The following is a 14,073-nucleotide window of genomic DNA, read 5'->3' on the forward strand; positions in this document are numbered from 1 at the left end:
GCGTTTTTTCCATTTCGAGCGATGGTTGTTCGCTCGAAAATCGATATTTCAAGCAATTATGGGCGTCAGTAGAAGGTTGGCGTCGGACTGACGAAATATTGTCATGCGTCTATGTGTACAGTCTTCAGCCCTGAGAGCCTCAAGCGCGAGGGATGTCGATATTTTGGCGATTATTTATTTTTCAGCACCGAGGCGTTACACGCGTACCGAAGTCGAACGTGTTGCCAGGCAGTGACAGCGCTGATCATCACGACAGTGGAGAAGCCTATGGCGAGCGTCATCGGAACAGTGTGGAGAGTCTTGGGCGATGTGTTTGCGGTAGCGGGCGACGGTTCGAAGAGGCTGCTGGTTGCCGGCGATCGGGTGTTCATCGGCGAACAGGTGCAGGCCGGGTCTGACGGGGCTGTCGCTATCCGGCTGGAGAGCGGTCGAGAGCTGACCCTGGGGCGTGACAGTCGCGTGCTGCTTGATGCGGCCGTGCTCGACGATCAGGCTCCGCATGTGGAAACCCTTGATCCGCTGACTCCGACACTCGGCATCGTGACCGCCGATGATCACGGGTCTTCGAGTGAGTCTGAAGTCAATGCAGGCGGTGGAGGGCACACGGTCGTCATGCTCAGCGAAACCGGCGGCGAGGTTCTGCCGGTGGTCGGCTTTGACACCGAGGGCTTGGTGATGACACCGATCTTTCCTGAAGGGCGAGACGTCTTTGCACGTGGCGGTGGGGATGCCCCAGCCCTGCCTGATGACGTGATTGCACCGGCTCCTGAGCCGCCCTTCGTCGAGCCGCCGATCACCGAGCCGCCCGTTATAGAACCGCCTATTACTGAACCGCCTGTAATCGAACCCCCGTTGCCGCCCACAGAGCCGCCCACAGAGCCACCGGTCGAACCGCCCGTTGAGCCCCCGGTCAATCACTGCGTCAGCGTATCGGGCAGCGAACTGACGTTTCACGAAGCCAATCTGTGCGGCGGCTCGGCGCCTGATCCGGCGGCGTTGACGCAGACCGGCAGCTTCATCGTCAGGGCGCCTGACGGTCTGCAGAGTCTGGTGGTCGGCGGCGTAGAAATCGTCAGGGCAGGCGTTGTCATGGACTTCTCTCAGTCTGTGCTGACTGCGCTGGGCAACAGCCTTAGCATCACGGGCTACGACCCGGTCAGTGGCCAGGTCAGTTACAGCTACACCTTTCTCAATCCGCTGACGCACCCGAACGGCGAGGGTGCCAATACGCTGGGTGAGACCATCAAGGTGGTGGCCGTCGATCACGATGGAGACGTGGGCACCGGACAGCTGGACATCGTCATTGTAGATGACCAGCCGCTCGCCACCGACATTGCACTGACGGTAACGCCCGTGCCGCAAGACTCGAACCTGCTGCTGATCATCGACAACTCCGACAGCATGAAGGGCGCGAGCGGCGTCGATGGTCTGTCACGGCTGGACCTGGCCAAACAGGCAATCAACCAATTGCTCGATCAGTACGCCGCCATGGGCGAGGTACGCGTACAGATTGTGACCTTCAACAGCCAGGCCGACCTGCCCGGTTCGGTCTGGGTAGACGTCGCCACTGCCCGAGACATCATCAATGCATTGGAGGCTGGCAACGGTACCAACTACGACGCAGCACTGGCGGCCGCGCAGCAAGCGTTTCTCAGCGCTGGCAGTCTGACGGGCGCGCAGAATCTGGCGTACTTTCTGTCGGACGGCAACCCTACGCTGTCCCCCGAACATTCCGAACCCAACCATCAGCCCGACCCGAGCCAGGGCGACGGCATCGATGCCGGTGAACAGGCGATCTGGACGGCCTTTCTCGATGCTCACAGCATCAAGTCGTTCGCCATCGGTATCGGCAACGACGTCAGCCAGACGTACCTGGACCCTATTGCACACGATGGGCAGTCCGGCACCGACATGCGCTCGGTGATCGTTCTGGAGCCGCGTGAACTGAACGCCGTGCTCAGTGGCACGGTTCAGGGCAGCACAGAGGGCAGCCTGCTTGCGGGCGGCACATTCGGTGCCGACGGTGGCTTCGTCAAGGTATTGATGGTCGACGGGTTGGCCTACACCTATGACCGAAGCGGGCAGGGCAGCATCAGCGGCGGTGCGGGTCAGGCTCACTTCGACAGTGCTGCGCGCACGCTGACCCTGGCCACCCAGACTGGCGGCACCCTGGTGGTGAACATGGAAAGCGGCGCGTTCAGCTACACGCCGGGCAGTTCGCGGACGCCTGTTACGGAAAACATCGGTTACGTGCTCAGTGACCATGACGGGGATCTGGCGGGCGCAACGTTGTCGATTCATGTGCAACCCTGCGCACCGACGCCATCGCCCGAAGCCGTTGCCGATCACATCATCACCAACATCCTCGCCCCGAGCATCGAAGTGCCCGCCGCTGCGTTGCTGGCCAACGATCATTCGCCCAGCGGTGATCCACTGAGCGCGACTCCCACCGTGTTTCAAACGGGCTGGCGGGACGCCGCTTCGGACTTCTCTTCGCCACGGCTGGACACGATCCGGTTCTGCGGACAGGAAGATGTGCTGGAAAACCGGATCAAGGATCTGCAGCGCTCCGACTTTCACGTCACTCATGCAGCGACGGCCACCGTACTGCTCAGCGGCTATCTGGGTGCCTGGCAGGGTGACACCTTCAATCACCAGGACCTGTACAGCGTTGAGCTGAAGGCGGGTGAAAAGCTGACGGTCGATACCCGGCAGCTTTCCGGTCAGGTCGGATTGGCGTGGCAGATGGACGATGGCGAATTCCACAGTCTGGCGGCGGACGGTTCGTTCACTGCCAGTGAGGACAGCGCCTATCGGCTGATTCTGATCCACCAGCCCGATCCGGGCGTGCCCAATGAGGGGATGGATTACCAATTGGGCCTGAGCATCGACTACAGTCAGGTTAATACCACCCCAGGTTATCAGGGCAGCTATTTCATCCAGGACGCGCATGGCGGTCAGGACGCTGCGGCGGTCAGTATCGATTACCAGCATGGCCCTTTGTTGCTCGGCACGGATGGCGACGACGTGCTGCTTGCAGCAGGCGGTAATGATTGCCTGAACGGCGGCAACGGCAACGATGTGCTGATCGGCGGGCCGGGCAACGACGTGCTGACAGGCGGTGAAGGGCTGGATCGGTTCATGTGGCTGGCGGGCGACACGGGCCATGATCGGGTGACTGATTTCAACGTCGGTATCGATAGCCTCGACCTGTCCCAGCTCTTGCAGGGCATGGGTGCGAAGGTTGAAACACTGGAGGATTTCCTGCATGTCCGGGTCAATGGTGTCGGCACACAACCGGTTTCGACCTTTGAAGTGGGCGTGGATGCGGGTCATCCGAGCCAGAGCATCGAGCTTGCGGGCGTCGACCTCGCCGCGCAGTTCGGCGTCACCCCGGGAGCCGGTGGCTGGATTGCCGGAGGTGCAGACACTGCAACCATCATCAACGGCATGCTGGGGGATCATTCGTTGAAGGTGGATGTAGTTTAGCGACTGCCTCTGGCAAACAGCTGACTGTGGGAGGCACTACGTTTTCGATATATTGCTGCCGCGCAGCAAACTTCGTGGGAGGCGCCACTACGTCTTCGACCTAGCGCTGTCGCTCAGCAAACACGGACCGTAGGAGCGCGCTTGGTCTGGGCGGCAATCCGACGATAGGTTCTTACAGACAGAAAATCAGTGACTGACATGACGCAATCGCGGGCAAGCGCGCTCCTACAAAAAATCGCGTTTCTTCAGTAAGTTACAGGTTGTTTGATAAGAGCGGACTTGTCCGCGAAAAGGGCTGCACATCCAACGAATATTTATCGGCTGAACTACGGTATTCGCGGACAAGTCCGCTCCTACGTCCAGTGTTTGCTGCGTGACAGCGCGACGTTGAAGGCATGGTGGGTCTTCCACACAATCACCACAGGACTTCAATGCCTGCGCAATGTCTTCTGCCTGAGGATATAAACCGTCACCAGCACTGCACTGACCAGCATGAAGCCACGAGCCCACGGCAGGGGAACGAGGTAGCAGGAAAGGCTGATACTGGCCCACATCGTGCCAATCGCGTAGACCTTGCCCTTGAGAGGAATGCCGCGGCCTTCAAGGTAGTCCTTGATCCACGGGCCGAGCCGCTTGTGATTGACCAGCCAGTGATAGAAACGAGGGGAGCTGCGAGCGAAACACGCGGCAGCCAATAGCAGAAAAGGCGTCGTGGGCAGCACTGGAAGCACAATCCCGACAACGCCCAGCGCAACGCTCAGCCAGCCGATGGCCAGCAGAACATAGCGCACCGGCCGGTGACGGCTGGTGCGCGTTGACTCCTGCGCCATAGGCGCGGACTCAGTGGTGACGGGGTTTGAGAATTGCCGGTTTCTCGTCCGGAGCCTGACACAGCAGGTACAGCGCGGTGAGGGCTTCCGGAATCTGCACGATCATGTCGTCCATCAGGTTGGCGTCCTGAGCGATATCGGAAAACTCCGGTTGCTCGTCGAACAGACCCGAACCGACCATGATCGGCAGCAGCATTTCGCTGACTTCGTCTTCGGCGCTTTCGAACCAGGCATTTTCACGCAGGAACACGCCTTCCATGAAGCCGATGCACCAGCCGCGCAGATCCGAATCATCCGGGTCGTCGCCCAGATCCAGATCGCATGGCAGTTCGAACTCTTCGTCCGACGCCAGTTGGCGGGCGATATGGGCCTGCAATGCAATCAGAGTGGCTTCGATCTCTACCTGCTGGGCGTCGCTCGCGTAATGTGGCGGCTCGGAGAACAGGGCATCGATCCACTCGCGCTCCGGCACGGGTTCGGAACAGATCGACAGGGCGGTCAGGTAGCCATGAGCGGCCACGTAGTCCAGTGCTTCTTCGTGCAGTTCATCTGCATCGAGGAAGACTTGCAGGCGGGTTAGTTGCTCAGCGAAGGACATGGACGCACTACCTTGGAAATAAACGATGCTGAATTCTAGGCCCTGAGCGCCTGTGGCGCCAGCGCGGCGGCCCATTGCAGTTAATTTCGACCACTCATGTCCCAGTCATCCATTGCCTGTGAGCGCTCGGGTATACTCCCCCGTTTTGCAGTGCAGCAGGACAATCTGGGGTTTTTATGCTCGAACAGGCACAACGCGTACTTAAAGACATCTTCGGCTATGACAGCTTCCGTGGTCGCCAGGGTGCCATTATCGAACGTGTAGCCAACGGCGGCGATGCACTGGTGCTGATGCCGACCGGCGGCGGCAAGTCCCTGTGTTTCCAGGTTCCCGGCCTGTTGCGAGACGGTCTGTGCGTGGTGGTTTCGCCGCTTATCGCATTGATGGATGACCAGGTTGCGACCCTTGAAGAACTGGGTGTTTCGGCCGCTGCGCTCAATTCCACACTCAGTGCCGAACAGCAGCGCGACCTGGCCAACCGGATTCGTCAGGGCGAAGTCAAAATGCTTTACCTGGCGCCGGAACGTCTCGTTCAACCGCGCATGCTGTCCTTTCTGCAAAACCTCGATATCGCACTGTTCGCCATCGATGAAGCGCACTGCGTTTCTCAATGGGGACATGACTTCCGCCCGGAATACCTTCAATTGGGTCAACTGGCCGAACTGTTTCCCAATGTGCCGCGCATCGCCCTGACGGCCACCGCCGACAAGCGGACACGTGAAGAAATCGTCACGCGTCTGCACCTGCAGAATGCCGAGCGGTTTCTGTCCAGTTTCGACCGCCCCAACATCTTCTACCGCATCGTGCCCAAGGAGTCGCCGCGCAAGCAGTTGCTGGCGTTTCTGTCCGAGCGCCGCAGCGATGCAGGCATCGTCTATTGCCTGTCACGCAAGAAAGTCGATGAGGTCGCGGTTTTCCTCAGCGAGAACGGCTACCCGGCGCTGCCGTATCACGCAGGACTGCCTTCCGAAACCCGTGCCGCCAATCAGAAGCGCTTCCTTAATGAAGAAGGCCTGATCATGGTCGCGACCATCGCGTTCGGCATGGGCATCGACAAGCCCAACGTCCGTTTCGTCGCGCACATGGATCTGCCCAAGTCGCTGGAAGCCTACTACCAGGAAACCGGCCGGGCAGGGCGTGACGGTCTGCCTGCGGATGCCTGGATGGCCTACGGTCTGCAGGACGTGCTGATGCTCAAGCAGATGCTGCAGAACTCCGAAGGAGATGAGCGGCACAAGCGGCTCGAACACCACAAGCTCGATGCGATGCTGGCGCTGTGCGAAGAAACCCGCTGCCGTCGCCAGACGCTGCTCGCCTATTTCGATGAAGACATGCCCAACCCTTGCGGCCATTGCGACAACTGCGTCGATGGCGTGCAGACCTGGGATGCCACCGAGCCTGCGCGCCAGGCGCTGTCGGCCATTTATCGCACCGGTCAGCGCTATGGCGTGGGGCACTTGGTGGACGTCCTGCTCGGCAAGTCCAATGACAAGGTGGAGAGCTTCGGCCATCAGCACCTGTCGGTGTTCGGCGTCGGCAAGGCGCGCTCTGAAGGTGAGTGGCGCTCGTTGTTCAGGCAACTGGTCGCGCGCGGTCTGGCGGACATCGATCTGGAAGGTTATGGCGGACTGCGTCTGAGTGACACCTGCCGTCCGCTGCTGCGCGGCGAAGTCACGCTGGAACTGCGTCGTGATCTCAAGCCGCAGACCACCGCCAAGAGCCATTCCGGCAGCCCGGCCAGTCAACTGGTGCGAGGCGAGGAACGCGAGCAGTGGGAAGCCCTGCGCACGCTGCGCCGCAAGCTGGCCGAAGAACACGCGGTGCCGCCTTACGTCATTTTCCCGGATTCGACCCTGCTGGAAATGCTGCGCAGCAAACCCGGTTCCATGGCCGAAATGGCCAGGGTCGGTGGCGTCGGCGCGCGCAAGCTGGAGCGCTACGGCGAGGCGTTTCTGGAAGTGCTCAGCGGCAAGGCCGAAGCGCCACGGGTGGTCACCGACCTGCGTCATGAACTGATCAGTCTGGCGCACGCCGGGATGACCCCGGCACAGATTGCCGGCCAGTTGCAGTGCTCGGAAAAGAATGTCTACACCCTGCTGGCCGAAGCCATCGGCAAACAGCAATTGTCCGTCGAACAGGCACTGGATCTGCCCGAAGACTTGCTGGGCGAGATTCAGGATGCGTTTCTGGACGGGGAAGGTGAACTGCCCCCGGTTTCTTCAGTGATCGAACAATTCACTGGGCGTGTTCCTGAAGGTGTGCTGTATTGCGTGCGCGCCGCCCTGCAATCCGAATTCGAGATGTAGGAACCTGCGACGAGACGCCACGGTGGGGCGCTTGCCTGATTGCAAGGAGCATGCTTAGCTCGCTAATAGTTAGTTTTGATCACGAGTGCTCTATGCCATTGACTGATGAACATCGTTTCGGGATGCAACTCGCACAGATTTCCCGTGGCTGGCGGGCCGAACTGGATCGTCGTCTGGCCGGTATGGGCCTTTCTCAGGCTCGCTGGCTGGTGCTCCTGCACCTTGCCCGCTTCGGTGAGGCGCCCACCCAGCGTGAACTTGCCCAGAGCGTTGGCGTCGAGGGACCGACCCTTGCACGGTTGCTCGACAGCCTTGAAGGCCAGGGACTGGTGCAGCGTCAGGCGGTGCTTGAGGACCGTCGTGCGAAGAAAATCGTGCTTTGCGACACGGCTCTGCCATTGATCGAACAGATCGAAACCATTGCCAATGTGTTGCGGGTCGAACTCTTCGAGGGTGTGGATGAGGAAGACTTGCGGGTGTGCGTACGCGTGCACTCGCGAATTCTGGCCAATCTCGAAAGATCCTGAGACGAGCCTGCGAGTTCTCCCCCATACTCTTGCCACGGATAGTGAAGTTCATCGGGATAGGTGAGAAGCCTGCTGTGGTTTCCATAAGGGTTAGCATGCTGAAGAGTTCTCAGGCGAGTACGGGTCGCACCGTCGGTCATCGTTTTTACACGCGCCTGATGGCGGCGTCTGTCGTAGCCTCGACACTGGTTTATTCGTCGCTGGCATCAGCGTTGGGGCTAGGTGAAATAACCCTGCACTCGGCGCTCAATCAGCCGTTGAATGCCGAAATTGCGTTATTGGAAGCCGATGGTCTGAGCCCCGAAGATGTTGTGGCCAGGCTGGCCTCGCCAGAGGCATTCGCCAAGGCAGGCGTCGAGCGCGTGTTCTTTCTCAATGATCTGCGTTTCACCCCTGTGCTGAATGGCGGGCGTGGTGTGATCCGTGTGGTTTCGCACAAAGCCGTCACCGAGCCTTACCTGAGTTTTCTGGTGCAGCTGTCCCGCCCCAATGGCGATCTGCTGCACGAATACACCGTCCTGCTCGATCCTGCGACGTCGCCCGAAGGCGTCGCAGCGACCCGCAGTCGCAATACGCAGCGCACGGCACAGTCGGCGGCTCCCGAGTCGCGCATGCCGGTCGCGCCGCCGGCCGCTGTCAAAGGCAAGCACTACAAGGTTCTCAGCGGCGATACCCTGAATGCCATTGCCGCCCGTGTTCAGGGCCAGGGCAGCAAGGTCTCGACCACTCAGATGGCCGATGGCATACGGCTGCTCAATCCTCAGGTATTCGCCCAAGGGGCAGGCCTCAAGCCTGGGCAGGACTTGTTACTGCCTGATTCGGCAGTGCTGCCCACAAGTGGCCCTTCGACAGCCAGTCCTTCCGCGCCATCCGTTCAACCTGCCGAAGCCCGGGAGGCGGCCGAGCAGATGGCGACGGCCGCCATCGAAACCCAGCAACTGACCAAAGCGCTTGAAGAACTCAAGGCGCAGACCGCAGATCTGCAGGACCAGTTGGTCGGCAAGGACAAGCAGATCACCGCGCTTCGAACCGATCTCGTGCAGGCTCAGTCCGGCGCCAGCAAGGTGTCGACACCGCCACCGGCGGTCGTGCCTGTTCAACCACCTGTCGTTGCAGCGGCTCCAAGCGAACCTTTCCTCAGCATTCCAGTGCTGTTGGCCGGTCTGTTGATCATTCTGCTGCTCCTGGCATTTGCCTATAACAGAAGACGGCAGCAACGCACTCAGAGCGTGGCCCCTGCCGTTACGCCTGACGAGCCGCTGATCAAACCTGCTCAAGCCGCGGTTCTCCCGGTCTTCGAAGTGCCTGCGGTGGCGCCACAGCCGGTGGTCGCACCTGTCGCCGCACCCGTGGTCAAGGCCTCGTCTTCACAACGCATGGCGGGCGCTGCCCCCGATGCGCTGGACGGCGTCAGCATCTACATTGCCTACGGGCGCTTCAGCGAAGCGATCGGCATCCTGCGCAATGCGCTTGAAAAACAGCCGGAACGTGAAGACATTCGTATCAGGCTGCTCGAATTGCTGGCCGAGCAGGGCGACAGTACCGGTTTTGCTGCCGAGGAGCAGTCTGCGCTGAACCACGGTGTGACCCCGCAAGCCATTCAGGATGTTCGTGAACGTTATCCGCAGCTCAAGACGCGTGAGGCGCTCGCTGCCTCCACAGCGTTGACGGCCGCTGCTGTCGGGGCTGTTTCGCTGGCCAAGAGCGCGCCTGAGTCCAACGCTGCGGCTGCCCCCGATCCTGTTTCAGAACAGGAGCAGCCTGCCATCACGCAGTTGGATGAAACCACGGCAGCAGCGCTGAATCCCGAGCCGTCAGACGAATTCCAGCTGAATCTGGACGAGTTGTCGATGGACGCTGACTGGGATCTGGTCGATCCGTTCGACGCACCGCCTGCCCGCACCAAACCCGCCGATCGGCCTGAAGTAGATCCGGGGTTTTCATCAGATCTGAATCAATTGCCGGAAGTATTCGAGCTGTCTGACGAGCAATTCCTCAGCGACTTCTCGGATTCGGATGCCGTAGAACCCATCGAAGTGATTGCGCCGTCCGCTGCAGACGATTTGAGTGATGACTTCCTCGACAGCTTCATGAGTGACGATTCGGACTTCGACCTGCTGGATCTGGAGGAGCCACCGTTGAGCCAGATCAATCAGGCTCAAGTGTTGATCGACGACGGGGATATCGAGTCGGCCCGTGAAATCCTGTTGCAGGTGATCGCCGAGTCTGACGAAGAACATCAGCGTCTTGCGCGGGAACTGTTGGCGGGGATCAGTTAAGAGGTGTTATCCGCGAGTCTGCCTCAACCCTGATCGTGCCCATCGCTCTGCGTGGGCATGCCTCCCGTGACGCTCCGCGTCACAAATGGCGCAGACTGCGGATTCGCGATTGGCGGTGTTCACCATCGCGTTGGAAAAGCATGTCAGTGCTTGCTGCCCTGGGTCGACATCGCCAGCAACTGCTTCTCCTGATTCCAGTCGAACGGCTCGTCGTTCTGCTCGGCTTCGTACCGGCGCTCTTCAAGGGCCTGATACAGATCGATTTCATCGTCAGGCATGAAATGCAGGCAGTCACCGGCAAAGAACCACAGCAGGTCGCGCGGCACCAGATGGGCGATCTGCGGGTAGCGCTGGATGACCTGACACAGAATGTCCTGGCCCAGGTACTGGCTTTCGATAGGGTCTTGCGGCAATTGCTCGACCAGCTCGTCGAAGCGCTCCATGAACAGTGCATGGCTTTCTTCTGGAACCTGCTCGGCCTCGCCCAGCGCGACTAGAATGCTGCGCAGGTGCGCAAGCAGACCGAGATGATGGTCGAGAGTGGCGTCGGCCATGATGTAATCCTCAAATGCAAAAACAGGCGCGAGAGTATAAAGCTCTGCGCGCCTGTTTTGTGGATCAACTGACCTGCGAGGGTCAGGTTGGGTCAATCAGCGGATCTTGCCCGGTGTGTGCGTCAGCTCTTCCTTGTCGAAATCATCTACGTCTATCACCTTGCGACGCGCCGCTTCAGCGTTTTTCAGCGTCTGCGCCTCATCAGCCTGCAGCACCCCGAGACGCAGCGCGGCGTCGATGAGTGGCTCGCCGGCTTCTGGCAGAACCTGCCCGCCCTTGAACGCAACCTGCAGTTTTTTGTGCAGCGGATACGCGGCACTCAGCAGGTCGCTGGCATGTTGCAGTGCGCCGACCGGATCTTCGGCCGATTGCGGGCGGTAGCAGCCTGCAAGCAGCTCTTCCAGCGTCGGATCGCCCTTGGCACGACCCAGTACCTGAGCCACTTCGGCGTCGAGCCTGTCCGACGGGCCTTTGTGGCGACGGCCGAACGGGAAGACGATGACCCGCAGCAGACCGCCCAGAATGCGATTCGGGAAGTTGCTCAGGATCTCGTCCATCGCGCGTTCCGAATGTCCCAGGCTTTCTTCCATGGCCCAGCGGAACAACGGGCTCATATGGTCCGGCGAACCCAGGTCGTGGTAACGCTTGAGGGACGCGGAAGCCAGGTACAGATGGCTGAGCACATCGCCCAAGCGGGCCGACAGGCGCTCGCGGCGTTTCAGCTCGCCACCCAACAGCATCATGCTCAGATCCGCCAACATGGCGAAAGCCGCGGCCTGACGGTTCAGCGCTCTGAAATAGCCCTGACTCAGGCTGTCGCCCGGCGCACGCTCGAAGTGTCCGAAGCCCAGATTGAGAATCAACGTACTGGCCGCATTGCTGACCGCAAAGCCGATGTGCTTGAGCAACAGGGTGTCGAACTCGGCCAGTGCGTTGTCGTGGTCTGTGCGCCCGGCCAATGCCATTTCCTTGAGCACGAACGGATGGCAGCGAATCGCACCCTGACCGAAGATCATCAGGTTGCGCGAGAGAATGTTGGCCCCCTCGACGGTGATGAAAATCGGCGCACCTTGCCAGTTGCGACCCAGATAGTTGTTCGGGCCCATGATGATGCCCTTGCCGCCATGCACGTCCATGGCGTGGCCGATGCACTCGCGGCCGCGCTCGGTCAGGTGGTATTTGAGGATGGCCGACAGGACTGACGGTTTTTCGCCCAGATCCACGGCATTGGCGGTGAGCATCCGCGCACTGTCCATCAGCCAGGCGTTGCCACCGATGCGCGCCAGCGCTTCCTGAATACCTTCGAATGCCGACAGCGGTACGTTGAACTGCTCTCGCACCTTGGCGTACTGACCGGTCACCAGACTGGTGTATTTGGCCGCGCCAGTGCCGACTGCGGGCAGCGAGATCGAGCGACCCACCGACAGGCAGTTCATCAGCATCATCCAGCCCTTGCCCAGCATGGGCTGACCGCCTATCAGGTAGCTCAACGGGATGAACACATCCTTGCCGGAGTTGGGGCCGTTCATGAACGCGGCACCCAGTGGCACGTGACGACGACCGATCTCGACGCCCGGTGTGTCGGTCGGAATCAACGCCAGACTGATGCCCAGGTCTTCTTCCTCGCCCAACAGGTGCTCGGGGTCGTAGGCCTTGAACGCCAGACCGAGCAGGGTCGCGACCGGACCCAGTGTGATGTAGCGCTTTTCCCAGGTCAGGCGCAGACCAATGACTTCTTCGCCTTGCCAGTCACCCTTGCAGATAATGCCGGTGTCCGGCATCGCGCCCGCATCGGAACCTGCCAGCGGGCCGGTCAGGGCGAAGCAGGGGATGTCATCGCCACGCGCCAGGCGGGGCAGGTAGTGATTGCGCTGTTCGTCGGTGCCGTAATGAAGCAACAGTTCGGCAGGGCCGAGGGAATTGGGGACCATCACGGTCGAAGCCAGGTCGCCGCTGCGGGTCGCCAGTTTCATGGCGATCTGCGAGTGGGCATAGGCCGAGAAGCCTTTGCCGCCGAATTCTTTCGGGATGATCAGCGCGAAGAAGCCGTGCTGCTTGATGTGCTCCCAGGCTTGCGGCGGCAGGTCCATGGCCTGGCCGATTTCCCAGTCGCTGACCATCGCGCACAATTCTTCGGTCGGACCGTCGATGAACGCCTGCTCTTCTTCAGTCAGCTGGACTTTTGGATAGGCCAGCAATTTGTCCCAGTCGGGACGGCCGCTGAACAGTTCGCCATCCCACCAGACTGTACCGGCGTCGATGGCGTCACGCTCGGTTTCGGACATCGGTGGCAGGACTTTCCTGAACCAGCTGAACATCGGCGCCGTGAAGTGTTTGCGGCGCAGGTCGGGCAGGATCATCGGTATGAAGATCGCCAGCCACAGTATCCAGAAAATCGTCAACAGCCAGCCCGGAGCGTGGCTGAAAATGCCCATCGCCAGCAGGTAGACCGCCACTACGCCCAACGCGGGCAGCGGGTCGGTACGTCGGTGCGCCAGCCAGGCAATGCCCACGACCAGCACAACAATCCACAACAGCAGCATACGTATTCCTCCGTGATGAACGCTGCGTTCGCAACGCTCAAGAACTGGTCGCCAGGCAGTGGTGGGGCGACATCGATAGTGACCCTGTCCTGACAAGGAAGTTGCCAGCGGATCGGGTAGACTGAGCAGTCAGTTTTTCACAGCCACTGCGAGGGGAACGCAATGCTCAAGATATGGGGTCGGAAGAATTCAAGCAACGTGCGCAAGGCACTCTGGATTGCCGAAGAAGTCGGCGTGCCGTACGAGACCCAGGACGCCGGTGGTGCGTTCGGACTGGTCAATGAAGCGGCGTACCGCAGCAAGAACCCCAACGGCCGTATACCCATGATCGAAGACGGCGATTTCGTGCTCTGGGAATCCAACGCTATCGTGCGTTACCTGGCCGCCCGTCATGCTCCGGATTCCGACCTGTATCCCGCCGATCTCCAAGCCAGGGCCCTGGCAGACAAATGGATGGACTGGACCAGTTCGACCATCGCTGCGCCATTTAGTCCGGTATTCTGGGGCGTAGTGCGCACGCCGGCTGACAAGCAGGACTGGAACGCCATCAACGAGGGCATCATCCATCTGCACAGCCTGCTGCTGGTCGCTGACGAAGCCTTGTCCCGCCAGCCCTACCTTTCGGGGGAGGCGTTCGGGATGGGGGACATCCCGCTGGGCTGTTTCGCCTACGCCTGGTTTGAAATGCCGATTGAACGTCCGCCGCTGCCTCAACTCCAAGCCTGGTATGAACGCCTCAAGACGCGTCCGGCGTACCGCAAGGCCGTCATGAGTTCGTTGACCTGATTGTCAGCTTTTCGCCGCAAGCCTTCTGGCACTTCGATATTTACTATTAACAAATGTGTCTGTACTTGAATGGCCCGGCCAAGCACCATTGCCTGATCGGGCTAAAGTGACGCATTCAGTTGCTTTCAGCCCACCCCTTTCTTTCTATTCTGATTTGGTA

9 protein-coding genes are annotated in these 14,073 nt (G+C 60.3%); 5 read left to right on the forward strand and 4 right to left on the reverse strand.

The genetic code is table 11. The features are described from left to right. The first annotated feature begins 267 nt into the window (after positions 1-267). Positions 268-3,489 (forward strand): retention module-containing protein, encoded by a 3,222-nt coding sequence (locus AC0IXS_RS22600; RefSeq protein WP_057410341.1) that lies wholly within the window; start codon positions 268-270, stop codon positions 3,487-3,489. Positions 3,490-3,917: 428 nt separating this feature from the next. Here the strand turns inward: AC0IXS_RS22600 and AC0IXS_RS22605 are convergent, their stop codons facing one another. Both AC0IXS_RS22605 and AC0IXS_RS22610 read right to left on the reverse strand, forming a co-directional pair. Continuing rightward, entirely contained in the window at positions 3,918-4,319 is a 402-nt protein-coding gene (locus AC0IXS_RS22605; RefSeq protein ID WP_025994082.1) for a YbaN family protein, read from the reverse strand. 10 nt (positions 4,320-4,329) lie between these two features. Beyond that, on the reverse strand, positions 4,330-4,917 hold the full coding sequence (locus tag AC0IXS_RS22610; RefSeq protein WP_004879452.1) for a UPF0149 family protein: 588 nt from the start codon (positions 4,915-4,917) through the stop codon (positions 4,330-4,332). 176 nt (positions 4,918-5,093) lie between these two features. Here AC0IXS_RS22610 and recQ point away from each other — a divergent pair, with 176 nt between their 5' ends. The 3 genes from recQ to AC0IXS_RS22625 all read left to right on the forward strand — a co-directional run bounded on the left by recQ (position 5,094) and on the right by AC0IXS_RS22625 (position 10,029). After that, positions 5,094-7,223 carry a DNA helicase RecQ gene (gene recQ, locus AC0IXS_RS22615; RefSeq protein WP_057410340.1) on the forward strand — a complete coding sequence of 710 codons (2,130 nt, stop codon included), beginning with the start codon at positions 5,094-5,096 and terminating at the stop codon, positions 7,221-7,223. Between the two features lie 92 nt (positions 7,224-7,315). Beyond that, positions 7,316-7,750: a MarR family transcriptional regulator gene (locus tag AC0IXS_RS22620; protein WP_057410339.1), complete on the forward strand. Its 435-nt coding sequence runs from the start codon at positions 7,316-7,318 to the stop codon at positions 7,748-7,750. A 95-nt stretch (positions 7,751-7,845) separates the two neighbouring features. Further along, on the forward strand, positions 7,846-10,029 hold the full coding sequence (locus AC0IXS_RS22625) for a motility hub landmark protein FimV (protein WP_057410338.1): 2,184 nt from the start codon (positions 7,846-7,848) through the stop codon (positions 10,027-10,029). A 143-nt stretch (positions 10,030-10,172) separates the two neighbouring features. Here AC0IXS_RS22625 and AC0IXS_RS22630 read toward each other — a convergent pair whose 3' ends face one another. Continuing rightward, a complete protein-coding gene (locus AC0IXS_RS22630) occupies positions 10,173-10,583 on the reverse strand; it encodes a PA2817 family protein (protein WP_029241573.1) in 411 nt (136 codons plus the stop codon). A gap of 96 nt (positions 10,584-10,679) precedes the next feature. Beyond that, positions 10,680-13,127: an acyl-CoA dehydrogenase gene (locus AC0IXS_RS22635; protein ID WP_122408888.1), complete on the reverse strand. Its 2,448-nt coding sequence runs from the start codon at positions 13,125-13,127 to the stop codon at positions 10,680-10,682. Positions 13,128-13,289: 162 nt separating this feature from the next. Here AC0IXS_RS22635 and AC0IXS_RS22640 point away from each other — a divergent pair, with 162 nt between their 5' ends. Further along, positions 13,290-13,913 (forward strand): glutathione S-transferase, encoded by a 624-nt coding sequence (locus AC0IXS_RS22640; protein WP_122690653.1) that lies wholly within the window; start codon positions 13,290-13,292, stop codon positions 13,911-13,913. Positions 13,914-14,073 lie beyond the last annotated feature (160 nt).

It is taken from the genome of Pseudomonas sp. AC016, from assembly GCF_979253365.1.